The 25,391-nt window shown below is 68.9% G+C and carries 22 protein-coding genes and 1 tRNA gene; 12 read left to right on the top strand and 11 right to left on the bottom strand.

Translation table 11 applies throughout. The features are described from left to right. Positions 1 to 18: 18 nt before the first annotated feature. On the bottom strand, positions 19 to 1,266 hold the full coding sequence (locus ACZ4UV_RS27080) for an MFS transporter (RefSeq protein ID WP_467841309.1): 1,248 nt from the start codon (positions 1,264 to 1,266) through the stop codon (positions 19 to 21). 536 nt (positions 1,267 to 1,802) lie between these two features. Between ACZ4UV_RS27080 and ACZ4UV_RS27075 the strand changes: the two genes are divergently transcribed. Then, positions 1,803 to 2,525 carry a response regulator gene (locus ACZ4UV_RS27075; protein WP_467841306.1) on the top strand — a complete coding sequence of 241 codons (723 nt, stop codon included), beginning with the start codon at positions 1,803 to 1,805 and terminating at the stop codon, positions 2,523 to 2,525. Between the two features lie 380 nt (positions 2,526 to 2,905). Here the strand turns inward: ACZ4UV_RS27075 and ACZ4UV_RS27070 are convergent, their stop codons facing one another. The 3 genes from ACZ4UV_RS27070 to ACZ4UV_RS27060 form a co-directional block, all read right to left on the bottom strand. After that, a complete protein-coding gene (locus ACZ4UV_RS27070; protein ID WP_467841303.1) occupies positions 2,906 to 3,697 on the bottom strand; it encodes a ricin-type beta-trefoil lectin domain protein in 792 nt (263 codons plus the stop codon). Next, the gene (locus ACZ4UV_RS27065) at positions 3,694 to 4,194 is read right to left on the bottom strand and encodes a hypothetical protein (RefSeq protein WP_467841301.1); all 501 of its coding nucleotides are present in this window, start codon (positions 4,192 to 4,194) and stop codon (positions 3,694 to 3,696) included. The genes ACZ4UV_RS27070 and ACZ4UV_RS27065 overlap by 4 nt, the downstream gene beginning before the upstream one ends. 139 nt (positions 4,195 to 4,333) lie before the next feature. Further along, positions 4,334 to 4,492: a hypothetical protein gene (locus tag ACZ4UV_RS27060; RefSeq protein ID WP_350775963.1), complete on the bottom strand. Its 159-nt coding sequence runs from the start codon at positions 4,490 to 4,492 to the stop codon at positions 4,334 to 4,336. Positions 4,493 to 4,972: 480 nt separating this feature from the next. On the opposite strand from ACZ4UV_RS27060, the gene ACZ4UV_RS27055 reads away from it, so the two are divergent. Further along, positions 4,973 to 5,818 carry an alpha/beta hydrolase gene (locus ACZ4UV_RS27055; protein WP_467841298.1) on the top strand — a complete coding sequence of 282 codons (846 nt, stop codon included), beginning with the start codon at positions 4,973 to 4,975 and terminating at the stop codon, positions 5,816 to 5,818. Positions 5,819 to 6,048: 230 nt separating this feature from the next. After that, positions 6,049 to 6,270, top strand: a complete 222-nt coding sequence (locus tag ACZ4UV_RS27050) for a hypothetical protein (RefSeq protein ID WP_467841296.1) — start codon at positions 6,049 to 6,051, stop codon at positions 6,268 to 6,270. A gap of 840 nt (positions 6,271 to 7,110) precedes the next feature. Here the strand turns inward: ACZ4UV_RS27050 and ACZ4UV_RS27045 are convergent. Together ACZ4UV_RS27045 and ACZ4UV_RS27040 are read right to left on the bottom strand one after the other, a co-directional pair. Beyond that, positions 7,111 to 7,629, bottom strand: coding sequence for a hypothetical protein (locus ACZ4UV_RS27045; protein ID WP_467841293.1), 519 nt, complete (start codon positions 7,627 to 7,629; stop codon positions 7,111 to 7,113). Between the two features lie 538 nt (positions 7,630 to 8,167). After that, positions 8,168 to 8,241: transfer RNA gene (locus ACZ4UV_RS27040), tRNA-Gly, on the bottom strand. A gap of 283 nt (positions 8,242 to 8,524) precedes the next feature. Between ACZ4UV_RS27040 and ACZ4UV_RS27035 the strand changes: the two genes are divergently transcribed. From ACZ4UV_RS27035 to ACZ4UV_RS26995, 9 genes are all read left to right on the top strand, one after another. Continuing rightward, positions 8,525 to 8,686, top strand: coding sequence for a hypothetical protein (locus ACZ4UV_RS27035; RefSeq protein WP_351494045.1), 162 nt, complete (start codon positions 8,525 to 8,527; stop codon positions 8,684 to 8,686). 86 nt (positions 8,687 to 8,772) lie between these two features. Beyond that, positions 8,773 to 9,348 (top strand): dCTP deaminase, encoded by a 576-nt coding sequence (dcd, locus tag ACZ4UV_RS27030; protein ID WP_046726946.1) that lies wholly within the window; start codon positions 8,773 to 8,775, stop codon positions 9,346 to 9,348. A gap of 10 nt (positions 9,349 to 9,358) precedes the next feature. Further along, the gene (locus tag ACZ4UV_RS27025) at positions 9,359 to 9,865 is read left to right on the top strand and encodes a phosphoribosyltransferase (RefSeq protein WP_451015812.1); all 507 of its coding nucleotides are present in this window, start codon (positions 9,359 to 9,361) and stop codon (positions 9,863 to 9,865) included. A 192-nt stretch (positions 9,866 to 10,057) separates the two neighbouring features. Then, on the top strand, positions 10,058 to 11,134 hold the full coding sequence (locus tag ACZ4UV_RS27020; RefSeq protein ID WP_467841288.1) for a tyrosine-type recombinase/integrase: 1,077 nt from the start codon (positions 10,058 to 10,060) through the stop codon (positions 11,132 to 11,134). Next, a complete protein-coding gene (locus tag ACZ4UV_RS27015; RefSeq protein ID WP_467841285.1) occupies positions 11,131 to 11,463 on the top strand; it encodes a helix-turn-helix domain-containing protein in 333 nt (110 codons plus the stop codon). Before ACZ4UV_RS27020 ends, ACZ4UV_RS27015 begins: the two co-directional genes overlap by 4 nt. Positions 11,464 to 11,467: 4 nt before the next feature. Next, positions 11,468 to 13,087, top strand: coding sequence for a hypothetical protein (locus tag ACZ4UV_RS27010; protein ID WP_467841282.1), 1,620 nt, complete (start codon positions 11,468 to 11,470; stop codon positions 13,085 to 13,087). 409 nt (positions 13,088 to 13,496) lie between these two features. Further along, positions 13,497 to 13,865, top strand: coding sequence for a hypothetical protein (locus ACZ4UV_RS27005; RefSeq protein WP_467841279.1), 369 nt, complete (start codon positions 13,497 to 13,499; stop codon positions 13,863 to 13,865). Positions 13,866 to 14,202: 337 nt separating this feature from the next. Next, complete coding sequence (locus tag ACZ4UV_RS27000) at positions 14,203 to 15,177, top strand: tyrosine-type recombinase/integrase (protein WP_467841276.1); 975 nt, start codon at positions 14,203 to 14,205, stop codon at positions 15,175 to 15,177. A gap of 123 nt (positions 15,178 to 15,300) precedes the next feature. Then, positions 15,301 to 16,542 carry an MFS transporter gene (locus ACZ4UV_RS26995; protein ID WP_467841273.1) on the top strand — a complete coding sequence of 414 codons (1,242 nt, stop codon included), beginning with the start codon at positions 15,301 to 15,303 and terminating at the stop codon, positions 16,540 to 16,542. A 55-nt stretch (positions 16,543 to 16,597) separates the two neighbouring features. Here ACZ4UV_RS26995 and ACZ4UV_RS26990 read toward each other — a convergent pair whose 3' ends face one another. From ACZ4UV_RS26990 to ACZ4UV_RS26970, 5 genes are all read right to left on the bottom strand, one after another. Continuing rightward, positions 16,598 to 19,651 carry a Tn3 family transposase gene (locus ACZ4UV_RS26990; RefSeq protein WP_467841271.1) on the bottom strand — a complete coding sequence of 1,018 codons (3,054 nt, stop codon included), beginning with the start codon at positions 19,649 to 19,651 and terminating at the stop codon, positions 16,598 to 16,600. A gap of 189 nt (positions 19,652 to 19,840) precedes the next feature. Continuing rightward, complete coding sequence (locus tag ACZ4UV_RS26985; RefSeq protein WP_451015811.1) at positions 19,841 to 20,875, bottom strand: Yip1 family protein; 1,035 nt, start codon at positions 20,873 to 20,875, stop codon at positions 19,841 to 19,843. A gap of 41 nt (positions 20,876 to 20,916) precedes the next feature. Then, positions 20,917 to 22,341, bottom strand: coding sequence for an FG-GAP-like repeat-containing protein (locus tag ACZ4UV_RS26980; RefSeq protein ID WP_451015810.1), 1,425 nt, complete (start codon positions 22,339 to 22,341; stop codon positions 20,917 to 20,919). Between the two features lie 2 nt (positions 22,342 to 22,343). Beyond that, positions 22,344 to 23,786: an FG-GAP-like repeat-containing protein gene (locus ACZ4UV_RS26975; RefSeq protein WP_451015809.1), complete on the bottom strand. Its 1,443-nt coding sequence runs from the start codon at positions 23,784 to 23,786 to the stop codon at positions 22,344 to 22,346. A gap of 66 nt (positions 23,787 to 23,852) precedes the next feature. After that, positions 23,853 to 25,391, bottom strand: a 1,539-nt coding sequence (locus ACZ4UV_RS26970) for an FG-GAP-like repeat-containing protein (RefSeq protein WP_467841266.1), incomplete at its 5' end; no start/stop codon positions are given.

The raw sequence follows: 25,391 nt of genomic DNA, 5'->3' as shown, positions 1-25,391 counted from the left end.
ATCACTATGCCATACCTTCTACTTTATATATGGGCTTGATATATGGGCGGAGAATTTCCCCAGACCCGCGAACGGTGTCAACGAGAGCGCCATGACGAAAATACCGAAGAACAAGGTGCAGTGCAGGAGGCCGTATTCGCCGACGAGTAAACCCGTGACCAGTACCGGAACGCACATCGACGTATAAGTGATGGTGTAGATGGCGGCCATCAGGCCCGCCCGTTCCGTCGCGAGGACGTTCGCCGTCACCAGACGGACGCCGCCCTGGAACGCGGGGCCGAATCCCGCACCGGCCACCGCGGTCCCCAAGTACAGGGCTGCGGCGGAGTCGCGGTGCGCGGCCAGCAGCGTGACGGCCACCCCCGTCGTCAGAAGCAGCGAGCCGACCAGAGCCGTTCGGCCGGCGTCGGCATGCCGGGTCAGCAGCACAGCGGGTACCGCACTGGCGGTCAGCAGGGACACGACCAGCCCGTCGGCGGCCGACGACGCCGATCCTGTGATGCCCTGCACCAGATCGGGGCCGAGGGACAGATAGAAACCGCCCAGAGCCCAGACGGCCACGAACACGGGTGCGGTGACGAGGAGGGCTCGGCGACTGGACCGGGGAGCGCGGATGCGCGGTCGCAGTGAAAGCCAGGCCCCCGGCCTCGGCGGCCTCGACTCCGGAAGGAAGGCCAAACCCAGCATCTGCGCGGCCAGCGCGCTGAACAGCAGCGTGTACACGCTGTTGAGATGAGCCGGGATCAGGTCCATAAGCAGGCTAGTGCCGATCGTCCCCAACGCCATGCCGATGAGCGGTGCGATGCTGACGAACAGAGGTCCCCACCGCTTGGTCACGTCGAGCAGGGCAGCGCCCAGTGCACTCGTCGCGGCACCTGTGGCCAGTCCCTGAAGCGTCCGGGCGAGGATCAGCGAGGTCACGCCGCCGGCCTGCAGGAAAAGCAGCATGGACAGTGCTTCGAGGGCGAGAGCTGCGCCGATGACCGGCCGTCGGCCGACATGGTCGGAAAGCGCGCCGACGGTCAGGAGCGCGACCAGGACGCTCAGGCAGTACACGCCGTAGACCACGGTGACTGTGCCGGAGGAGAGGTGCCAACTCGCCTGGTAGACGCGGTAGAGCGGGGTGGGCGCACTGGAGGCGACGAGGAACGTGGCGAGGACGGTCGATAAGAAGACAGCCGACCTGCGGCGGACAACCGCGTCGTCGGCCCACCCGCCGGGCGGCCTGGCCCTTGCCTCGGACTTGGCATGAAGCTCTTCGAGCATCGTTGTTCGGCTCTCTGTACGGGAAGGGCGGAGTGGGACACGCGAGCGGCAACCCAAAGGGCGCGCGTCACTTGGCCTGTCGGCAGGCCGTGCTCTCCATGGCTCCGACGCCGCAGGCGACTCGACGGGCATCAGGGCGGCCTCCCGCCGAGGGGGACCGGGGGAGGCCGACGGGGACCAACGTAGGGCTCCGGGTGACGTGCTCACGGCTGCCGTAGCCCATCGGGTACCGACGGGACCTCGGCAGGGACCGAACGGACACTTCGGCGCGGCAGGTGCGGCGGACGAGGCGGCGGCGGGCTGGTGACATGCCGATCCGGCATCGGAACGACCCCAGTCGGTATGGGCGGTATCGGCTGGACCTGACCGAGAATCGGCGGGCGGGTCAGGTCTGCCTCTGCCGCCCGGCGACCCGCCGACGCCCGAGCAGGCCGGCCTTCGCCAACGCCTCCAGGCCCAGGTCCGGGCGCTGCAACCCCGGAGGACGAACACCGAACATGACTCCCCTCAGCATCGCCCAAGGTCCCGTCGGTCTCGTGGAAGAGCTCGTGGAAGAGGAGGACGTCACCTATCCGGTGAGCATCGTGCTCACGCTGCAGCGCGAGCGGACGGCGTCGCTGCTCCGCGCCATGCGCAGTCAGCGGGTGCTGCCCTCCCAGACGCACACCTGGGGCTCCGAGCGGGCTTACGGCGCCCTGCTGCACGAGGCCGGCCCCCACCTCACCGTCCTGGACGTACCCGGTTCGCAGTGGAGCGACGGCCTGGAGCAACGCGTGCGTGCGCTCAGCAACATCGCGTCGGTGGTCGTACTCATACCGGATCACACGGATTCCGTACGGCTTCTGCTGGCGGGGGCCGCCAATGTCCTCCCCCGCGACTCGCCGCCCAGGGAGCTCGCCAGCAGAATCGCCGCAGAGCGCCGATGGCTGGACATGCGGCGCTCACCGCGGCGGCGGGTCACGGATTCACCGCCGTTTCGCGCTGTCCGCCCCCAGCAGCATTCCCAGCAGGTGCTGTTGGACATCCTCTGTTCCGCCTCGCGGCCGTGGTGCTGTCACGATCTGTGCCTCCTGCTCGGCACGGCCGGGGAACCGATGAGCCGCCGAGCGCTGCAGGGCAGAATCGTGCGGCTCAAAGAGCGGCTCGCGCGTGACGGGCTTGCGGTCGACTGCACGACCCAATGGGGGCGCACGACGTTCCTGGGCCTCGTCGAGGAGTCCGCGGAACCGCCTGGGCCGTCGGAGCGCGTCAGGCACTGAAGGGACGACTGAACGGCCCCGATCCCAGGATGGATGCGTCGCCCCCCCCACCCACTGAACTGCGGCTTCGCGAGCCGGAGATGAACGGACCGACGGAGAAATGAACATGGACGAACGAGCGACGGAACCGGGCGAAGAGGCGGAATCGGAGGAGGCTGTGAGGGCCGCACTCCTGAACGCCTGGACAGCGGGCTGGACGGCAGGGGATCGAGGGTGGGACGGACAAGCGGCGGGAGCCACGTCGCGTCCGGTGTCATGTGCCGTCACGCGTCCTGGACCGCGTGGGGCCGGCCCTCACCGGAGACTTCGTGGCATCCCCCCGCAGGGCGGCTTACCGGGCTCCTGAGCATGTCCTCGGCAGGCCGCCCCCCGATGAGGGATCAGGTGGGTATGTTCCACCGCTGGTTGACAGCGCTGGTGCAGCTCGTGATCTGGAGCTGGGTGAGAGCGGTGGTGTAGTTGGCGGTGCCATCGAGGCACTTGCCGGACTGCGGGTTGTAGATCGTGCCGTCGGCGCGCGCCTGCCAGTTCTGGCCGCCGGAGCCGTCGCAGTCGTACAACTCGACGACGGTGCCGTTCGCCGTGCCCCCGTCCTTGACGGCCATGCACTTGCTCTCAACCGTGATCGTGCCGTTGAGGTTCAGCGTCCACTGCTGCGAGTTCGTGTCGTTGCACCAGTACAGCTGGACCGGGTTGCCGTTCGTGGTGTTTCCCAAGCGGTTGTCCACACACATCCCGGCGGAGTTGCTGATGGGGCCCGTCGGGTTCTTCTCGTTGGTCAAGGAGAACCCGCTGTTCGGCGTCAGCACCGCGTAGGACAGATCCGAGCAACCGAGGTCGGACGACTTCACCGTGGTCGCCACGCTCGAATTGGCCTCCGTGACGGCCGTCCAGCCGCCGCCGTAGGAGGTCTGGTACCTGAGCCCCGTGGTCTGGAACACCGCACCCTTAGTCTCCGCACAGTACTGGCCCTCGCCGGTGGTGGAGTCGTAGTGCGTGTAGACCTCCATCATGTCCCAGCCGCCGCCGGAATTGCCGAGCTTGCTGGTGTTCGCGCTCTTGAAGAAGGTCTCCCATTCGTGCGTGTCGTAGTTGTAGAGGTACGAAGTCCACTCGTTGGTCGCCGCATTGGTCTGAACGTCCTGGACCAAGTACGACGGCCGGCCGTTCACCTTCTTTGTGTAGGTGTCCAGGAAGGCGGAGTCGACGACCAGGGCGCATAGATGGTGTCGTCGCCGGTGACCGGGATCGAGAGATTCACGCTGTGAGTGGCCTGCGCGCCGTGCAGGGTCCCGCCGGTGGGAAAGACACCCCAGTAGGCGTGGTACTTCCCGGTCCAGGAGGACAGGGCGTCGGTGGTGGCATCCGTGGCGGACGGCGCGTCCTCGTAGACGCCGACCGGGCTCTGGTGCCGGGAGGCGTTGAGCTCGTAGAACCGCCGGGAGACCTCGGCGGGCGGTTCCCTCCGAGCCGCCGCCCCCGTGGTGCCGGGGATCACGCGCTCGCTGTGCCGGGCATCAGGCGCGGGTGAGCCGGAGTCCGGCTGGGCGGAGGCTGCCGCTCCGGAAGGCCGGGCGGGGGCCGCCGCTTCGGAAGCAGGTGTCCCGGTGGTCAGCGCCAGCACGGCGACAACCCCCACCAGGGCAGAACTCAGCTTGCGTATGCGCACTACTTGTCCTATCTGGATGTACACATGGCGGTGCCCGAGAACGGGCTGTGGGGTGACCGTTGTGTCCGACGCGGCCTGAGCGGTCGCCGAGACCGGCGCACCGTCGTCGCGACGTGGGAAGGCACGGGCCGTCGGCGGTTCAGTGCTCGTGCAGGTCATTCGCGGCCGCAATCCGCGTCCGCGACCTGGGCCGCGGGTCGTAGTGAGAGACGTCGTATCCGCCGTTGCCGTAGGCGGGGTAATACGGGTCGCCGATGCCCTCAGCGAGCGCGCCCGGAGCGATGAGTCCGTAGTGCACTGAAGCTCCAAGTCGCGGACGAAGGGCAGGGGTTCTCCCACTGCGGGATCAGATTTCGGCATGCTGACGACGCCACCGTCTTCACATGGTCGTCGTCCGGTCACGGCGATGCCGACCGCCCCCAGACGACCGTGCCCGTTCGTACCCGTCCCAGTGCCCACACCACCGCGCAGGTGAAACAGATACCGGCAATCAAGCGCGCCGGACAGCACGGATGCCGCCCAATTGCCAGCAGCTCTGCCCGCTTTAAGCGAGGGAAATGCGGCGCTGGAAATATCGAAGAACGGCGGGAGAGACCACCGGCTCATGCCGGATCGACATGGAAGGAAGCAGGATTGGCATTAGCCTTCCGCCGATGCAGCCGCCATAGTCGATTCTGCGAAGCGCCGTCGGCCGCAACAAATGCGGTTTCCCTGCTTCTGCGGACCGCGCCGCTTTCTCTGCCGATCAGGCTCGACAACCCGAGAGGAACAACACCACATGAAGTCCACCGCTCGAATCAAAGCGCTGGCGACTGCCGGAATTGTGAGTGGCGCGGTCGTGGCCTCGCTGGCCGTGACGAACGCGAGCGCCGTCACGACCCAGGCAAACGACCACGCCGTCGCCTCGCAGGCGGCGCACCGCGCGAAGCCGACGGTGGTCCTGGTCCACGGAGCGTTCGCCGATTCCTCCAGCTGGAACAGCGAGACCGGCTACCTGCGACGCCACGGCTACCCGGTCCTCGCGATCGACACCCCGCTGCGCGGCCTTGCCTTCGACAGCGCCTACGTTGAGGCACAGATCAAGACCGTCAAGGGCCCCGTCGTGCTGGTCGGCCACTCTTACGCCGGAGAGGTCGTCAGCCAGGTCGCCGCGAAGACGTCGAAGGTCAAGGCCCTCGTGTACGTGGCGGCTCTCATCCCCAAGGCGGGAGAGGCCGCCGGATCCCTGATCGGACAGTTCCCCGGGTCGCAGCTCGTTTCGGAGAACTTCCGCACCGTTCCCCTGCCCGGCGGTGACACCGACGTGTACCTCAAGGCCGACAAGTTCGGGACCGTGTACGGCAACGGGCTGTCGAAGTCGGCCATCCAGGTCGCCTCGGTGACTCAGGAGCCGGTCGCCCTCTCGGCCTTCACCGACAAGGCCACGGTGAATCCGCCGGCGAAGACTCCGAAGTGGGCGGTCATCTCGACCGAGGACCACGCCGTGCCGACGGCCGCCCAGAAGTTCGAGGCCAAGCGAGTGGGCGCCCGCATCATCTACACCCGCTCCGGCCACGATGTTCCGTCGATCAGCCCGGGAGCGGTCGACCGTGCCATCGTCGCCGCCGCCGACTCCGTGCACTGATCAACCCCTTGAGCGGAGCGCCCGTTTGACCGACGCGGGGCTTCCGGCGGCCGTGTCATGGCCTTCCTCACCGCTGTACAGGCACTGGCGATGACTCTCTACTGCCGCCCCGGACGGTGCAGGACTCGCAGCCGCAGACAGTACAACTGACGGCTCCCGCAGGCCCGATGCCTGCGGGAGCCGTCCCGTTCTCTCAGCGGTGACCTCGTCCCCGTACAGGACCGCGGCGCATGAGCGCCGCGTTCGCAAGCGGCTCGTCATATCCGAGCGCCCGCAGTGGGGAGTCTCGCGCTCGGGCGGCTGCGGCATGGACGGGCAGGGAGCACCTCGGCTTCCTGGACGGAGTCGGCGGTGACGGCCACGTCGACATCGTCGGCTTCGACGGCCCGGAGGTGCACGTGGCCCGCAACCTCTACGACCCGGAGCGCCTGCGCGTGCGTCTGCCAGGGTGACGCCCCGTGCCGACACTTGTACTCCGCTTGGCCACCGGGCCCTCATGGCCCAAAACGAGATGCCGGGCACCAGCCGGGGTGGCTACCATCCTCGTCGTGCAGGTGCGCAGGCAGCGGATACTTCGCCTTCCAAGCGGGTAACGCGGGTTCGAATCCCGCCGTCGGCTCCGGCCGGCGTCGTCCAGAGGCCCAGGACTCCTTACGTCTCCGCCGCCGACCCTGATCTCTGCACGTCACATAGGCACTCGGCTCCGCGCCCTCACCACCGTACTCACGTCGGGGGCGTGAGGCGCCTGGCAGCAGTGGTTGCGAGCCAGGCTCAGACCCCGTCGAGGATAACGGTCGGTCGTCGTGGAGTTGCCTCCCCGTGTCCTTCTTGTGGTTTCTTGCGGCTTGCCCGTTGTTGATCACGGCCGTCGTATCGATCTGCTCCCTCTTCGCAGCGTTCACCTCCGACGCCGAAAGGGCTCAGGGAGCACTTGAAGTCGTCAAGCTGCTCCGTGGACACCTCCCGCGTCTGCGGCTATAGCTTGACCGCCGGATCAATTCGGCCCGAAGCAAGCTCGGCGGGGTTGCTGCCCTTGAACTGCGGCACGACATGCTGAGCGTTCGAGTCTTGCAGCGCCGGCCACGTACCTAGGATGCCGATGCCATGGACAGGCTCCCCGCCTTCCAACTCTGCTGGTGAGCTGTTGGACGGTGCGGGACCTCAGAGGAGGCACCGTCCAACCTCCGAGACGAGGCGAGGGAACTCGCTGTAGCCACCGGGAGCGCTCTTGGCGCTGCATGGTCGGGGTTTAAGGCAAGGATCGAAGTCCTGGGTTGCCGCGTCCTACGTGATCAGTCGAAGAACAACGTGGCCCATGGGAGCCCAGTGACAACGCCGCCGTGGTGTGAACATGCACCTCGTCGGCCGATGGAGCTGGACGGCCAGCCGTCGCTGCAGTGAGCGGGTGAAGGCATTTCTACCCGGCTGACCTCGGTAGGCGCCTGATCTATGAGGGTGGCCTCGGCGATGAAGTCGTTGTCGAAGCACTCCTGGTGGTCGAGAACCATGCGTGCAGCCTGACCTGCCAGGTCGCGCTTCTTGGCGTACGCCGTTTCTATGTCCAGCTCGGTGGCCGATGTGGTGTCGAGGGTTCCGAGATCGTCGGGGAGCTTGGTGCCGAGCTGCAGGATGCTGGTGTTCGGGTCGCCGGCGAACACCAAAGGAATCCGTACGGCGCGGGCCCTGTCGCTCAGCGCAAGGGCCTCGGTTCGGTGTGGCCGGCACATGGACTCATGCTGATCGCCCTTCCAGGCATCCCAGACACCGACGCCGAGGCCAACAAACACGGCCAGGGTGACGAGCGAGAGCACGACTCTGATCGTCCGCTGTTCTCGTTCTGCCTGCTGCCTCGCCCTCTCGGTCCGAGCTTTTGCCTCCTCGGCGGCAGCTTCACGCTCAGCTCGGGTGGCGTGGTGCCGACAGCCTCGGCCGATCTCCTGGGGGAGCTTGCAGGGCGTCCCATTCTTCGTGGGACGCCCACAACGCGATGACGTTCGGCGTCTTCGAGAACGGTCGTACCTCGTGGGCATGGCGCGCATTGTGAACCACCCGCTCATGCTGCCGCTGCGGAACGACCGAAGTGCAGTCCGGATGGTCGACAGCTGCGTGCCAGCCCGCAAGTCGCCCTTTGCGTAAGCGACTTCACGATCATTTGCACAACTTATGGCGCAGGTCACACAAAATGCGTCTCGCCATTTGAGACGAACCAGGGCAGGGGTGGCCGGAGAGGCGTCCGGACGCCCCTGAAGTGACCGCTCAGCCTCGACTTAGGGCACGCGGAGGGCACGCCGCCCCCGAATTGGACTAGACAACAAACAAACCCCAGGCCACTGACCTGGGGTTTCTGTCTGGAGCGGGTGACGAGAATCGAACTCGCGCTCTCAGCTTGGGAAGCTGATGTTCTACCATTAAACTACACCCGCGTAGAACGCCGACCGGGTCGGTGTCTGAACGCTCGCTCACTGTACCTCATGACGGACCCCCGGTGCTCGGACCGTGGGGTTCGTGCGCGTTTCAGGGGGTGGCAGAGGGGTGGGATCCGGGTGCGGGCGACCGGAGTTGGGGCGTACGGTGGAGGTGTGGGAGAGGGGCCCGGTAGGCCGGAGTGCCGCCTGGAGAGCCGTCCCTTTGATCCCGTAATGTGGCTTTCCGTCGTCACGGCAGTAAGCCCGACGCGGCTCCTGGGGAAGGGACTTAAGGGACTTGATGGAACAAACCGTCGTCCGCTGTGCCGAAGGGCACGTGTTCAGCACCGCTTCGTTCCCGATGCAGCAGGCCGAGCGGCTCGGCCCCGGCCGGCTCGTGCGGTGTCCCAAGTGCGCCCGGCTGCGCAGCGTCGTGCCGGTCGCACTTGAGAAGCAGCAGTAGCGGAGAAGAAGAGAGACAGCAGTAGCACGGGCGCGCGGACTCGTCACGATTGTCGTGGGTCCGCGCGCCTTGCGTATCCTCGGGGCGTGCTTCTCTCAGACAAGGACATCCGGGCCGAGATCGACGCCGGGCGGGTACGGATCGATCCCTACGACGAATCCATGGTGCAGCCGTCGAGCATCGACGTCCGGCTGGACCGTTTCTTCCGGGTGTTCGAGAACCACCGGTACCCGCACATCGACCCCTCCGTCGAGCAGCCCGACCTCACCCGGCTCGTGGAGCCCGAGGGCGACGAGCCCTTCATCCTCCACCCCGGTGAGTTCGTGCTCGCCTCGACGTACGAGGTCATCACGCTGCCCGACGACCTCGCCTCCCGACTGGAGGGGAAGTCCTCGCTGGGGCGGCTCGGGCTGGTCACGCACTCCACCGCCGGGTTCATCGACCCCGGGTTCAGCGGGCACGTGACCCTTGAGCTGTCCAACCTCGCGACCCTCCCCATCAAGCTGTGGCCGGGCATGAAGATCGGGCAGCTGTGCATGTTCCGGCTCTCCTCCCCCGCCGAGCACTCCTACGGCAGCGAGCGCTACGGCTCCCGCTACCAGGGGCAGCGCGGGCCCACCGCCTCCCGCTCCTACCTCAATTTCCATCGGACGCAGGTGTGAGAGGCCGGTCATGAGCAGTGACAGTCCCGTGCGGGAGAACCTGAGCTACGAGCAGTTCGGCGCCGCCGTGCGCGAGCTCGCGCAGACCATCGCCGACGACGGGTTCGAGCCCGACATAGTGCTCAGCATCGCGCGTGGCGGCGTCTTCGTCGCCGGCGGGCTCGCCTACGCCCTCGACTGCAAGAACCTGCATCTGGTGAACGTCGAGTTCTACACCGGGGTGGGAACGACCCTCGACATGCCGGTCATGCTCGCGCCCGTCCCCAACGCCATCGACTTCAGCGACAAGAAGGTGCTGATCACCGACGACGTCGCCGACACCGGCAAGACGCTGAAGCTGGTCCGCGACTTCTGCCTCGAAACGGTCGCCGAGGTGCGCTCCGCGGTGATCTATGAGAAGTCCCACTCCCTCGTGAAGTGCGAGTACGTGTGGAAGCGGACCGATGAGTGGATCAACTTCCCGTGGTCCGTCCTGCCTCCGGTTGTGAAGAGGGCCGGGCAGGTTCTCGACGCCTGAGAGGACGGCCGGCGGACTGTGCGACATCACGTGAGTTCCCCTGAGCCCGGCTGAGTCCCCAACCCTGTGGCCAGGGGGTTCCTACTCCTTCGTGTGCTCTGCGGCTCTGTGACGTAACTTCGGGATTCTTGAAGCGTTCTCACTTCGTCCGACCGATCCGCAGTCGGACCGAAGGCGAGGAGGCTCGGGTTAGTGGCGCTGGCGGTCGTACGGGACCTGCGTGATCACTGGGCGCCCGCGTCGGCGGAGGAGCTGGAGCGGTTCGAGACCGACGTGCTGTCCGGGTTCGTTCTGGCGCGGGCCTCGGCGGGGCTGGCGGACGGCACGATCCGCGGGGACGTTGGGCACTTGGAGCAGATCAGGACCTGGTTCGGCCGACCGCTGTGGGACATGGAGCCGGCCGACGCAGACGCGTACTTCGGGAAGGTGCTGCGGAACTCACCCAGCGGCACCCGGCTGGCCCGGTCGCAGGCCCTGACGACGTACTTCCTGTTCCTGGAGCTGCGGCACAAGGTCGAACTCCACCGGATGACCGGCCGGGTGGTCGAGTGCCCGATCGACGAGATGAATCGGCCGCGCGGAGCCAAGGACGCTCAGCTGCGGATCCCGCCGACCGAGCCGGAGGTCGGGACGCTGTTCACCGGCTGGGGCGGTGAGCTGGCCACCTGCCGCAAGTTCGCCCCTACCGCTAGGAACTACACCGCCTCCAAGTTGATGTCCCAGGTCGGCCTGCGGGTCAGTGAGGCGTGCAAGCTCGACCTGACGGACATCAAATGGGACCTGGGACGCTTCGGCAAGCTCCACGTCCGCCACGGCAAGGGCTCCCGCGGCTCGGGCCCGCGGGAGCGGATGGTCCCGCTGATCAATGGCGCCAGCCGCACGCTGCGGTGGTTCATCGAGGACGTGTGGGGCCAGTTCGACGACGACCACACCCGCCCGGGCGCCCCGCTGTTCCCTTCCGAGCGGAAGAACGCCGACGGCTCCTCGCGCCGGGTGGGCGACGACGCCCTGCGCGGTGGGCTCAAGGACGCGGCCAAGGTACATCTGCCGGGGTGGGGCGAGAAGCTGACGCCGCATGTCCTGCGGCACTTCTGCGCGTCCCAACTCTATGAGAACGGGCTGGACTTGCTTGCAATTCAGGAGGTTTTGGGACATTCCTGGATCGCCACGACGATGCGATACGTCCATGTCCAGCAGACCCGGGTCGAGGACGCCTGGGTCGCCGGGACCGAGCGGGCCGCGAAGCGGCTGGAAGGGCTGATCCGATGAGGTGGAACCTGCGGCTGACCGCCGCGAACAAAGGTGTCTGGAAGGCGTCCGAGCTCCAGCGGGGCCTGGCCGAGCACGGGTTGGTGATCTCAGCGGGGAAGATGTCCGGGCTGTGGTCCGGCCAGCCGGTCTCGCTCAAGCTGGAGGACCTGGACGTCATCTGCGTGGTCCTTGGCTGCGAGATCGGTGACCTGTTGATCCCCGAGCCGGAGAAGGTCCGCAGCCCGGGGCAGGCAGAGGTGGCGGAGCGGGCCGCGGTTGGCGCGGGGATTGCCGCACGAGGGGTGGTCCCCAAGCGCCGGGATGGCCGGTCGCTGCCGCGGGAGTGAGCCGGTGGCACGGTTCCCGAAGGGTTACGTCAAGCCCACCGACTCCTGTGATAGCTGCCTGGCCTGGGGAAATTTCAGCGGCCGCCTCTGTCCCACCTGCTACATGTTCGGCCGCGGCCACGATGCGGCCGCATGCACCGGCTGCCGCCGGATCCAGCCGGTGAAGTGGAACTACTGCCGACTGTGCTGGTGCCAGGCCCGCCTCAGTGCGAAGGCCGTCGCCGGCCAGCCGCCGGACGAGACGGACGTGCGGGAGCGGCTCGCCGCCGTCCGGCACCACCAGTTGTTCTTCATGGGCATGCACTACCGCAGAAGACCGACGCCCTCGGCGCGGCGACGCGGAGGGCGTCGGGGAGCCCCACGCAAGCCGCCGCCCGCACCGGCCTGGCGCCCGAATCCCGGCTGGCGGCAGTTACCGCTGTTCGAGCAGATCCCTCGCGACTACAGTCGGCTCGCCCTGACCGACGCCGGCCTGGCCAGCCCCTGGCTGACCTGGGCGAAGTACCTCACCCACCAGCTCGCCGAGGCCCGCGGCTGGGGGCGCAACATCCGGTTCGCCGTCAACCGTGGCCTGGCCCTCGTCCTCACCGGCTACGTCGAGGGCGACGTCATCCGGCACACGGAGATCTTCGCCCCGCTGCGGGTCCTAGACCTGCCGGTCGGCCACACCGTCACGGTCTTGGAGGAGATGGGGATCTTCGAGGACGACAGCGAACCCTCCTTCGAACGCTGGCTCGCCGAGAGGCTGGAGGGTCTCGCACCCGGCATCCGCGCGGAGGCCGAGCGCTGGACCCGCGTCCTGCGCGACGGCGGCCCGCGCAGCCTCCCGCGACGGGAGGGTACGGTATGGCTCTACCTCAACAGGGTCCGCCTGGCTCTGTTGGAATGGTCGAATCGCTACGACCATTTGCGGGAAGTGACCCGCGAAGACGTCCTCACTTACATCAAGACACTGCACGGCCACCAGCGGCATGACCAACTCGTCGCCCTGCGCTCGCTGTTCACCTGGGCCAAGCGGAACGGACTGGTCTTCCGCAACCCAACCAGCCGGATCAAGGTCGGGCAATACGAATACGCCGTACTGCAACCACTCATCCCCGAGCAGGTCGACCGCTCCGTCGCGGCGGCCATCACCCCGGCGACCCGGCTCATCCTCGCCCTCGCGGCGGTCCACGCAGCCCGGGTCGCCCAGATCGCCACCCTCGTGCTCGACGACGTCGACCTCGGCAACCGCCGGCTGACCATCGCCGGACGCGCCCGCCCGCTTGACGATCTCACCCTGAAGCTGCTGCTGGACTGGCTGGAGCACCGGCGCAGCCGGTGGCCGAACACCGCGAACCTCCACCTGCTGATCAACAACCAGACTGCCAACACCACCGGCCGAGCCAGCAACCACTGGATGAGTGCTGCCCTGCGGGGACAGGGCGCGACCTTGGAGAGACTCCGCGTCGACCGTCAGCTCGAAGAAGCCATGGTCAAAGGCCCCGACCCACTCCACCTTGCCGAGGTGTTCGGACTCGACGAGAAAACCGCGATGCGCTACGCGGACTCCGCACGTGCCCTGCTGGAGCAGGCCGCCGAGACCGCCCCAGCGACTCCACCACCAGGCCGACGTCCCCCCTGACATCGGGGCACCGCACCTGCGGGCTCCCGTCGAATCACGCCTGACTGTAAACGGATTGGAGACAATGCGCCGTACGGGAAAATAGGCTCCGAGAGAGGTTGATATGCCTGAGGACCCAAGCGCATCCACGCCACAGACTGACAGTGACGCAAGGCAGGAACCGGAACCGCAGCCTGAGCCGGGCCCAGTACAGCCATGGGCGCCGTTACGGGACCGGACGCATTGGGCGACGCTCGTGGTTCTGCCGCTGCTAGGGGCCATCTCATTCTGGGCAGTTCAAGGTCTGTGGGGATGGATCTGGGGCGAGATCTCCGGGCCACCCGGGCTGACGGCGTACACACCGGGCCCCACCCCCTGCACACCAGCAACGCTTCCCCTCGTACTGCAAGCGAAGACCGACGAGGCCATCGTGGTCACCGGCATCAGAGTCAACGTCCTGTCCGCCGAGGCTCTCCCGAAGGACGGAGAAGAGCTTTCCCCTCCGGATAATTGTGCAGTTACTGCACATGAACCCATGTTTGATGTAAACCTTACGCAAACCCCTGTCTCTGTTGTGCCAACGACCAGAAGGGCCGAACCCGATCGCACAGACTTCCCCTTCACAGTTTCCGCCGACCATCCGAAACAACTGACACTCAGGATCAATCCTGGAAAGCGTGATGTCCGGTTCTCCCTAAAGGTCGAGTGGGTCGCCGACGGTGAGTACGGCAGCGCAATTCTCGACAACGGCGTTGATCGTGATCCCCGCAAAGGTCACGGCTACCGCGTAACAGGGTGAGGTGATCGGCTACGGGACGCACCCCCAGCGAGTTGATCGCGAACCTGCGGGTTCACACCCCAGAATCGGAACATCGCACCCGCGGGTTCGGGCTGAAGGGCCTTCAGTTGCCTTGAACCCGCGGACCTCTTGGGGGTTGAGGAACATCCGTGTCAGATCGTGCGCTAAGCCTTCGTCGGCCCTGGTGGGAGGCTGACGGGGCGTCGGTCCCGAGACGGGGCTGAAGTCTTCCCACGGATAACGCCCTATTATCTGCGGGAGCTTGGTTCGTCACCTGCGGTGACGTTCTCCGGGCCGTACGTGAAGCGGCCCTGTTATCCGTGGCAAGGGGGAAGCCGTGCCCACCGTCGTGCAACTGCCGACCGGGAAGGCGTTGACCGTCCGCGCGGCGGCGGACGCCTTCCTCGACTCGCTGCGCAATCCGAACACGGTCCGCAGCTACGGAGTCGGCGTCGGCAAGACCGCCCAGCGGATCGGGGAGGCCCGCCCGCTGGGGTCGGTCGCGGACGACGAGATCGGCGAGGCCCTGGAACTGCTGTGGGGCACCGCGGCAGTCAACACCTGGAACGCCCGCCGGGCGGCAGTGCTCTCCTGGCTGGGCTGGTGCGAGTCGTACGGCTACGACGGCCCGGCGGTCCCGGCCTGGACGAAGCGGCTGGCGGTGCCGGACTCCGAGACCCCGGCCCGCTCGAAGATGGCCGTGGACCGACTCATCGCCCGCCGCGAGGTCCACCTGCGGGAGAAGACGCTGTGGCGGATGCTCTACGAGACCGCCGCCCGCGCGGAGGAGATCCTCGGCGTGAACATCGAGGATCTGGACCTCGCCGCCCGCCGCTGCCCGGTCAAGGCCAAGGGCGCCCGCAGCAAGGCCCGCCGCCGCGGTCAGGCGCGCGAGGACTTCGTGCTGGAGACCGTCTACTGGGACGCCGGCACTGCCCGTCTCCTGCCCCGGCTGCTGCGCGGCCGCATCCGGGGGCCGGTGTTCGTCACCCATCGCCGCCCAGGCCCGGGGAAGGTGGTCAGCCCGCGCGACGTGTGCCCGGACACCGGCCTGGCCCGCCTCTCCTACGGCCAGGCCCGCGCCCTGCTCGACGAGCACACCGCCGTGCGTGGGCCGGGGACGGGCTGGGACCTGCATGAGTACCGTCATTCCGCGCTGACCCATCTGGGCGAGCAGGGCGCCTCCCTGCTGATGCTGATGGCGAAGTCGAGGCACAAGAAGCCGGAGAACGTCCGCCGTTACTTCAAGCCGTCCCCCGAGGCGATCTCGGAGTTGACCAGTCTGCTCGCACCTGGCGACAGCCGCCGGTGAATGTGCGGTGCTGCCGAGACCGGTGCGTATCCGCGTCCGCGTCTCCCCCGATCCGATGCGGGCCGTGGTGGGACTGGGGCACTTGCTATAATCCACGAGTCGGCCTTCGGCGCCCCAGGTTGGGTGCGCGCGAAGGCTTTTTTCATGCCTTCTGACACATCTGCCTCCGGCACACCTCCCACCACCTACCGTGACCTGCTCCGCAACCGTGAATTCGTCGGCCTGTACGCCAGCTTCACACTGACGGTCGCAGCGAGCACCTTGTCGGGCTTCGCGCTCGGCACGCTGGTCAACCAGCAGACCAAGTCCCCGTTCCTGACCGCCGTGAGCATGTACGGTGCCACCTTCGCGACGGTACTCGGTGCGCTGACGCTGATGTCGGTCGCGGACGGAAGCCGTCCTCGCCGGACCCTTGTCGCGCTCCAGTGCGTCTCGCTCGTAGGTGTTGCCGCACAGGCGGTTCCAGGGCTGCCGCTCGCCGCGCGGTTCGGTCTGCTCCTTGTACTGGGGTTCTTCCAGTCCCTGGGAACGGGCACACGGATGGGGCTGCTCGCCGAGGTAGTGCCGACCTCCGCCTATGCACTGGCACGTTCGCTGATGAACATCACCTCGGGAGGCATGGCCATCCTCGGCTACGCCATCGGCGCCGTACTGCTGCGGTACCTGAGCCCGCAGGAGGTCTTCGCCGTCGCGACCGCCCTGACCGGCGGTGGATTGATCATTGTGGCGGTGACGGTCCGGGAACGCTCGATCCGTCTGACCCGTCGCCCTGGACTGCGCCAGACCTGGACGACGAACATCGAGCTTTTCTCCCACTCCGGCCAACGCGCGCTGCTGCTGAACCTGTGGGTCCCCAATGGCCTGATCGTTGGCTGCGAGGCCCTGTTCATCTCCTACGCCCCCCATCACGCCGGCGTCTTCCTGGCCGCCGGATCGGCAGGCATGCTCCTAGGTGACCTTGCGGTCGGGCGGCTGTTCACCGCCGAGCAGCGGCGCCGCTACGCATTCGCCCTGCGACTGCTGCTCGCCGCCCCCTACCTGCTGTTCGCCGTCCACCCGCCCGTGCTGGTGGCGACAGCCGCGGTGTTCATCGCCAGTGCCGGCTTCGCTGCCACCCTGCCGCTCCAGGAGCAGCTTCTGGAGTTGACCCCTGATCCGGTCCGTGGCCAGGTCCAGGGAGTTGAGTCCGCCGGCCGGATGACGTGGCAAGGTATCGGAGCCGCGATCGCTGGCGGCATTGCCCAGCACTTCACTTCTGCCACGGCCATCACCTTTGTGGCCGCCGTCTCCATCGCCATCACCGTCTTCTCCCGGCCCTTCGTGGTCCGCGCCCGAGCCGTCCGTGTCCAGGCGGCCAACGCGTAGAGCTCCCACGACGGTGCGAGCGGCGGGCGCGGCCAGACGCGCCCGCCGCGTCTCGCTACTCGTCGACAGCGTCCGGAGCACGGAGGGGCCGCAGGCCGCCGGGCAGGTCGGGGAGCTGGAAGGAGTACCGGCCCAGCATGTTGATGTGGTGCCGCACGAACGGGGACAGGCGGGCGACGTCCTCGTCGCGGACGTCGAAGCCGTCCGCGCGCAGCTGGTTCACTGCGGCGTCCATGTACCGGGTGGTGAACAGCACCAGGGCGTTCAGGACGAGGCCCAGCGCCCCGATCTGGTCCTCCATGCCGTCCTGGTAACGCTGGTAGAGCTGCCCCTGCCTGCCGTGGAAGATCTTCCGGGCGAGCGCGTGGCGGCCCTCCTGGAGGTTGGCCTGGCTCTTGATCTGGCGGCGGTAGCCGGGCTCGTCGGCCAGGCGCAGGATGTGCAGGGTCTTGGAGATCCGCCCGTAGTGCGCGATCGCGTCGCCGAGCGGGGTCGGGCGCCCGTCGCGCGACAGCATCCGGATGACGTCGTAGGCGCGCACGGCGCCGGTGTGGATGGAGCCGATGATCCGCAGGATGTCCTCCCAGTGCCGCTCGATGCGGGCGAGGTCGATCCGGCCGCGGGCGGCGTCCTGGAAGGCGCCGTAGTCGGCGGTGCGGTCGATGCGCCACATCTTCTGGTCGGGCAGGTCCGCGAGCTGCGGCGCGTACGCGAACCCGGCGAGCGTGAGCAGGCCGAAGACGATGTCGCTGTACGAGGCGGTGTCGGTGACGATCATCTCCGGGCGCTTGCCGCCGTCGCGGTCGTAGAGGACGTCCAGCACGTACAGGGAGTCGCGCGGGGTGCCAGCCACCACCTTCCCGCCCAGCCCCGCCGCCTGGTCGTTGATCATGTTCAGCCAGGTCGCGCCGCCCCGGCGCCCGAAGTACTTCGGGTTCGGCCGGGCGTACACGCTGGGGACGGGGACGACGAACCGCATCCCGTCCACGGAGGCGACCAGGCCGCCGCCCCACGCCTGCGCGAGGCCGATGGACGCCTGGTAGTCGATCAGCGTGGCGTTCGCCGCCCGGTACATCGCCAGCCGCAGATAGGTCTGGTCGACGTGGGACAGACGCCCGTACTTCACCGCGTCCGCGGCTCCGATGACCGGGGTGTAGCCGACGTTGCAGCTGTGCGCGACCAGCAGCGCGGCGATCGTCACGTGCAGGTCCTTCAGCCTCGCCTCGCTGCCGGTGACCGAGGTGAACGCCTGGTCGGCGCCGGTCCACGAGAACACCTCCAGCAGCGCCTCCGGCAGGTCGACACGGGGCAGCATCGCCTCTACCGCCTCCCGCAGGTCCCGCAGGGAGGCGGGTTCGGGCTCCGGCTCCAGGGCGGCGAAGTGCAGCCGTCCGTCGTCGTCGAACACGATCTGGGAGTTCGTCGGCACCCGGGCCGCGACCTCCCGGTAGGTGCCATCCAGCAGCGCGGCCCGCGCGGCCAGGTGCTCCCCGGCCGTGGCGGGCAGGTTGAGCGAGGCGAGCACGGTGGGCTTGGTCTGCTGCCACGCCTCCCCGTCGAGGAGCTTGGCCCGCGGGTCGCCCCACTTGGAGGAGTTCTTCGCGAACACCTGCTTGCTCCGCAGCATCCGGTGCAGCTGCTCCAGCACGCAGAACGCGTACGCCTTCCAGTCCACGGTGCCCGGCTCCAGGTGCGGCGCGGACAGCACCAGCCGCCGCCACGACCCGGCCAGAAGACCGGTGTCGATCTCGGCGGGGCCGACCTTCTTGCGGCCCATCAAATCCGGCAGCGACTTCAGCGCGTTCAGGACCGGCAGGCCCTCTGGGGTGGCGTCGAAGTCGACCACGTCCACCAGCAGTTTCAGGAACGGCCTTACGACGGCGAACCGGGTGACCAGCTGGGTCCGCCATGCCTCGTCCGCGTCCGAGTCGAGCGGCGGGGTCAGCTCGAACAGCGCGGCGATCGCCGCCGCCAGCTCGTGCCGCGGCACCACCTGCTCGATCCGCGCCCACATCGCCTCCAGCGTCTCCACCTCGGGCGGGGTGATCTCCCCGGTGTCCGTGTCGACCTGCTCGCTCGTGGTGTCGAACACGATCTGGAACGCGGTGGCCAGCTTCGCCGAGGCCCGCTCCACCCGCGGCAGCGTCTTCAGTTTTTCCTTCATCGTCTCCCGCTCGGCCCTGGCTAGCAGCTTCGTGGCGATGAGTACTTCGAGCAGGTCCAGGGCGTCATCGACCGCGCGGGACGTCAGGTAGACGGCGGTGGCCAGCAGCGTGGCCAGGCGCCGGGAGTCGCTGTGCCGCCTGAGCAGCGACGCCTTGCCGTCGATCCCGTACCGCGACAGCTCCGCGAGTCGCCGTGGCGGTATCGCGGACACGTCCACCTCACCCATCCCGAAGGCCGTGATCTCGTCCGCCCTCTGGAGCGCCCACTTCATCTGCGGCCCGGAGATCCGCACCGGGCCCCGCCGCAGCCGGTCCAGCTCCGACACCCGGGCGCCCGGCGGCACACTCAACAGGGAGTCGAGCACCGCCCGCTGACCGGTGCTCAGCAGGCCGTACAGGGTGTCCCACAGCCGGCTGTTCGCCGCCTCCCTCACCGTGCCCACCAGCCGGGCCAGGCGGCTCGCCCCGGGCAGCAGCACCCGGCGCTCCCGCAGCCACCCGCCCGCCGCGTCGAACAGCGACTTCGGCCCGTCACCCGTCGTCCAGGCCCGCGCGTCCAGCCACTCGCTCAGCTCGTCCCGCACCTCGGCGAAGTCCCGCCAGCCCCCGGCCTCCTGGATCTCCCCGGCGTGCGTACGCGCCGTCCCGTCCCGCTCGCCGTACTCCTTCAGACACGACGCATCCGCGATCCCCAGCTGCTCAGCCAGGTACTCGGCGACCTCCGCCGGCACCTGCCGCGGGTCCGGCATGAACCGGCCCAGGTACCGCACACTCGTCAGCTGGACCGCGAACCCGAGACGGTTGTGCGCACGCCGCTTGGCCTGCACCTTCTCCAGATCCGAGTCATCCAGAAAGAAGTACCGCTCCAGCTCCGCACGAGACGGCGCTCCGTTGAACGCCGCGTACTGGGCTGCCTGTTGATCCGACAGGAACTCGACCGCCACCAGGGCCTCCGAAGATCGACAACATCGACCCGCGAAGGCTCCGCCGTACGATCAGCCCAGGTCAAAGCGCCGAACAGGACCCCGAAGGCTTAGCGCACGATCTGACACGGATGTTCCTCAACCCCCGACTTCGGCCGATGTGCGAAGGGCCCCGGCACGGCTGCCGGGGCCCTTCGTGTGCGTGCGGTGCTAGAACGTGCCCAGCTTCACGATCGACAGCAGGGCGATCAGCTGGATCGCCGACGCGCCCAGGGCCTTCGGCCACGGCAGGTCGTGGGACTTGGCGACCATGAGGGTGAGCAGGGTGCCCGCCGCGACCCAGGTGGCCCAGCCGAGGAGCTGGACGAAGCCTGCGTCGCCGCCGAAGAACATGGCGAAGAGGAGGCGGGGGGCGTCGGTGATCGACATGATCAGCATGGAGAGGCCGACCGTCGGCTGCCAGGCTCCGTCGCCACCGAGCTGGCGGGCCAGGGTGTGGGTCACCACGCCCAGGACGAAGGCGGAGAGGACCATCGCGACCGCCGTCACGAGGACGATCGGGACCGCGTTGGTGAGGGTGGCGTTTATCGCGTCCGCGCGGGCGCCGTCGAAGCCGAAGACCGCGAGCAGGCCGTAGAGGAAGGTGACGATGAGGGCGGGGCCCCACATCGTGTAGTCCCGCATCTGCAGGAAGGTCTGGTTCGGGGCGAGGACGATCCCCTTCAGCAGGTCCTTCCAGTGCAGGCGCGGGCCGATCGGGCCGGACGGCGCCGCCGAACCGGCGTGGTAGGTCGCGCCCTGCGTGTAGGCGCCGGCCTCGTCGACCGAGAAGGCCTGGGTGTGGCCCGGCTGGTTCGCCGCGTACGGGTCGGGGCTGCCGGAGCCGTATCCACCGCCGTAGCCGTGGTCGTCGCCGAAGTACTCCGGACCGTCGCCGCCGCCCTGTCCCGGGTGGCCGCCGCGCGCCTGCGCCTGCGGCCAGCCGGACGCGCCGCCGTGCTGCGGGTACGGCGGCTGCGGGGCCGACGGGTACCCGTACGACGGTCCCGCCGGCCGGCCGCCGAAGCTCTGCGGCGGTGCCTGCTGCCCGTACGCGGGTTGTTGCGGTCGCGCTTGCGGGGCACGCTCGTTCCGGCCGCCGCGTCCGTTCCTGAATCCAGCCACGTCATCGAACGTACCCGGTCCCGGAGATCCGTGTGGCGGGCTCGGGCACCCGAGCCCGCCATTGCCGCAGACCTGTGACATCCCCTAAGGGGAACCCTCAGGGCCCTGTTGATCGCTGTCGCTCACTGCCCGAACAGGGAACCCAGCTGCGCCGACGTCCCCGACACGCCCACCGACGTCGCGTGGAAGGACACCGCGCCGGTCGTGGTCAGGCCCGTGGCGGAGCCGGGCAGGGTCCATACCGCGCCCTGTCCGCCGTTCTCGTGCCGGGCGCCGACCGCCAGATCGGACCGATGGTCGCCGTCGAGGTCGGCCAGGCGGACGGCGGAGCCGAAGAAGTCGTCGTCCTCGTTCAGGTCGGGGATGCCCGGGGTGTTCTGGGTGTACCGCGTCGAGCCGACCCCCGTCAGCCCGGCCGCGGAGCCGCGTAGCAGGGTGACCGTGCCGGTCTGCGAGGCCGTGGTGACCGTCTCGTAGGGCGTGCCGACCGCGACGTCGTCGTAGCCGTCGCCGTCGGCGTCACCGACGGCGAGCGAGTCGCCGAACGAGCTGGTGCCCTGGGCCCGGGTGGCGCCGGGGACGCCCGGGCTGTCCTGGGTGATCGCCGCCTGCGGGGTGGGGCTGATGCCGTGCGGGCCGCCGAGGTACGTGATGACCTCGCCGGGTCCGGCCTTCGAGCCGTAGACCAGGACTCTGGCGGTGATGACGTCGTCGTAGCCGTCGCCGTTGACGTCGCCGGCGACGACCGGCTGCCGGCCGTCGGTGACCAGCGTCCGCTGGGCCTTCGGCCGGGAGTCAGCGCCCAGGTACACCACCTGGCCGTCGAAGGGTTCGTCGGACTCCCCCACGATCGTCCCGCTGACGACGAGGTCGTCGACGCCGTTGCCGTTGATGTCGCCGGCGGCCAGGGACCGGACGCCGTAGGAGTCGCCGGTGCGGAACGAGGGCACCACCCAGGTCCGGGACGCGGCCCCGGCGGTCTTGGTGAAGCCGCCCCGGAAGATCTGGACGTCGGCGCCGGTGCTGCCGACGGCCAGGTCGGCCCGGCCGTCCGCGGTGAAGTCGCCGACGGCCAGGGACAGGCCGAAGCGGTGGTGGGAGGAGCGGGCCGGGTCGGCGACGACACGGCCCCCGGACAGGCCCTTCCTGCTCCCCCAGAGGATCGTCACCGACCCGGCCTCGCCGTCCTCGCCCTCGGAGCCGACGACGAGGTCGGCGTACCCGTCCCGGTTCAGGTCGCCGGAGGCGAGTGCCGAGCCGAACTCGTCGCCCTTCTCGGCGGTGCCGGGGACAGCCGCCGAGTTCTGGGTGACGACGGTACGGTTCGACGCCTTGATCCCGGACTTGGAGCCGTAGGTGACGACCACCGCGCCGGCGTCCGCCCTGCCGCCGACCGTGGCTCCCGGGGCGGCGGTGGCGAGGTCGTGGTAGCCGTCGCCGTTGAAGTCGTCGGCATAGCGGGCGGGCGCGGCGGAGGCGGGGGTGGCGAGCGGGACGAGGCCCGCGGTGAGGAGTGCGGCGAGGGCCGCCGCCGTACGGACGCGCATGATCAGCCTTCCAGTACGTCGCCGAAGTAGGCGGTGCCCGACGGGCCGCCCAGGGTGGTGCCGGTGAAGGTCTTGGAGCCGCTCGCGGTGATGCCGGCGGTGGTGGACTTGAAGAGCCAGACGGCGCCGGCGCCGCGGCCCTCGCCGTAGGCGCCCGCGACCAGTTCGGCGCGGCCGTCGCGGTTGGCGTCGGTGAGGCGGACCGAGGAGCCGAAGAAGTCCTGGGACTGGGCGGTGCCGGGCACGCCCGCGGTGTCCTGGGAGAAGAGCTTGGCGCCGCTGCCGGTCAGGCCGTTCGCCGAGCCGCGCAGCACGGTGACCGTGCCCGCCTGCTTCTTCGTGCCGAGCGTCTCGGCGTAGGCGCCGACGGCGATGTCCGCGTACCCGTCGCCGTTCACGTCCCCGGCGGACAGGCTCCAGCCGAAGCCGTCGTTCTTCTCGCCCTTCTCCGGGACGCCCGCCGTGTCCTGGGTGATCCGGACCGGGGTACGGCTGCTGAGGCCGCCGGCCGCTCCGTAGGTCACCGTGACCGCCCCGCCGAGGCCGCCGTTCGGCTCGTCGGCCGACTTCTCCATGAAGTTGCCGGTGATGATGTCGCCGTAGCCGTCCTTGTTGACGTCGGCGATGACCGCGTCGTAGCCGCCCGCGAGCTTCTTGCCGACCTTGAGGGTGCCGGTGGCGGAGCCGGTGTAGAGGACGCTGCGGGTGCGGTAGCCGCCGGATGAGGTCTCCTCCTGGCCCATGACCAGCAGGTCGGTCCTCCCGTCGCCGTTGACGTCGCCCGCGATCAGTTTGTCGGCGTAGATCGTGGTCTGGGCGACGGTGTCGATGCCGACCAGGGCGGCCGCCTTGCCCTTGCGGGTGAAGGGGCCGCGGAAGATGTTCAGGGACGGCGTGGAGTTGTTGCCGACGGCCAGGTCGGTGTGGCCGTCTCCGTCGAAGTCGCCGGCCGCCAGTGCCCAGCCGAGTTCGTTGCGGTACCTCGGCAGCGGCGAGGAGAGGTTGCTGGCGCCCTTGAGGCCGCTCGCGCCGCCCCAGAGCACGGTCACGTTGCCGTAGGAGTCGGTGGTGCCGATCCGCTCGCTGTGTACGCCCACGACCAGGTCGGTGTAGCCGTCGCCGTCCAGGTCGCCGGTGGTGAGCCGGTCGCCGAAGTAGTCGCCGGAGGCCGGGTTGCCGGGGACGCCGGTGGTGGCCTGGCTGATGATCTGGCGCTTGGTGGTGTCGAGGCCGTTCTTCGTGCCGTAGACGACCGCCACGTAGCCGGCGCCGGACTTGCCGGAGACCTTGGCGACGGGCGCGGCGATCGCGAGGTCGCGGTAGCCGTCGCCGTTGAAGTCGCCGGACAGGCCCGAGGGGGCGGCGGTGGCGGTGGCGGCGGGCAGGGCGGTGAGCAGGCCGGTGGTGAGGGCCGTGGCGAGGAGCAGGGTGGTGCGCTTGTGCATGGATTTCCCCCGTGAGGTGGTGAGGTGACGCGACGTCACGTGATGCGTCCTCTTGGTGCGGGCGCGTCAGCCGGTGAGGCCCGCGCCGAACGCGCCGTACGTGCGGGACAGCCCGAAGGTGCCCGGGCCGAACGACTTGGCGCCCGTGGCGGTGATGCCGGAGGCGCTGCCGCGCAGGGCGGTGACCGCGCCGACGCCCTCGTCCTCGAAGCCGGCCGCGACGGTCAGGTCCGCCTTGCCGTCCTTGTTGACGTCCGAGAGCACGAGGTCCGAGCCGAAGTAGTCGATGGACTCGTTGGTGCCGGGGACCCCGGGGGTGTTCTGGGAGATCGTGCGGGCGCCGGTGCGGGAGACGCCGTCCGCCGAGCCGTTCATCAGCACGACGAGACCGGTGTCCTCGGCCGCGCCGATGTCCTTGAAGACGACGCCGATGGCGAGGTCGCCGTAGCCGTCGCCGTTGGTGTCCCCGATGGAGACGGAGCCGCCGAAGCCGTCGCCCTCCTTGTCGGTGCCGGGGACGCCGGTGGCGGACTGGGTGAGCTCGGCCATGGGGGCGTCGCCGTTGACCGGACCGCCCTTGCTGCCGCGGATGACGACGACCTGGCCGCCGAGGGTGCCGGTGTGGTCGTCCTCCTTCGCGAAGACGTTGCCGATGGCGATCTCGTCGTAGCCGTCGCCGTCGATGTCGCCGCGGGCGAGGGAGGTGCCGCCGTTCAGCGGGCGCGGCTTGGTCGTGACCACGCCCGTGGACGCACCGAGGTAGGCGGCGCCCTTGGACCAGCTGCCGGACGGGTCGGAGGTGAGCGCGGTGCGGTAGGTGAGGACGAGGTCGGCCTTCTTGTCGCCGTTGGTGTCGCCCGCCGCGAGCGCGTCGATGCCGAACTCCGCCTTGTCCGGCGTGGGGACCTTCTGGGTGCCGCCGGTGGTGCCGGACTTGGTGAAGCCGCCCTTGACGATGTAGGCGTACGACGCGGCCGTTCCGGACGCCAGGTCCGCCCTGCCGTCGCCGTTGAAGTCGCCGGCGGCCAGTACCGAGCCCCAGGCCTCGTGCTTGGCCGCCGAGGGGTCCTTGACCGTCGTGCCGTTCTTCAGGCCGTTCGCCGAACCCCACAGGATGGTGACCGAACCGCCGTCGGTGTCCGTGCCGTTGTCCTCGCCGGGCGCGCCGACGGCGAGGTCGGTGTAGCCGTCCTTGTTGAAGTCGGCCACGGCGAGCGCGTCGCCGAAGAAGTCCTCGGTCTCGGCGGTGCCGGGGACACCGGCGGTGTTCTGGCTGACGATGGTGCGCTTGGCGGGGTTGAGTCCGGAGGCGCTGCCGTAGACCACGGCGACGTACCCGGCCATGTTCTTGCCGCCGACCTTGGCGTAAGGGGCGGCGAAGGCGACGTCGCCGTAGCCGTCGTGGTTGAAGTCGGCCTTGTAGGCGCGGGCCGTGGCGGCGGACGCGGCGGGGGCCGAGAGGGTCAGCAGTCCGCCGGTCAGCGCGGCGGCGGTGACGGTCGCGAGGGCGAGGCGGCGGTGGTGGTGTCCGTTCACGAGGGCGTTCACGGGGAGGGGGCTCCTGGGATCGGCGGCATGGGTGCCGGAGGTGCGCGGGGCGCGGGT

This window comes from Streptomyces sp. NPDC028289 (assembly GCF_055565975.1).
Note: the sequence above shows the minus strand (reverse complement) of the source record. Positions and strands in the feature narration are given on the sequence as shown.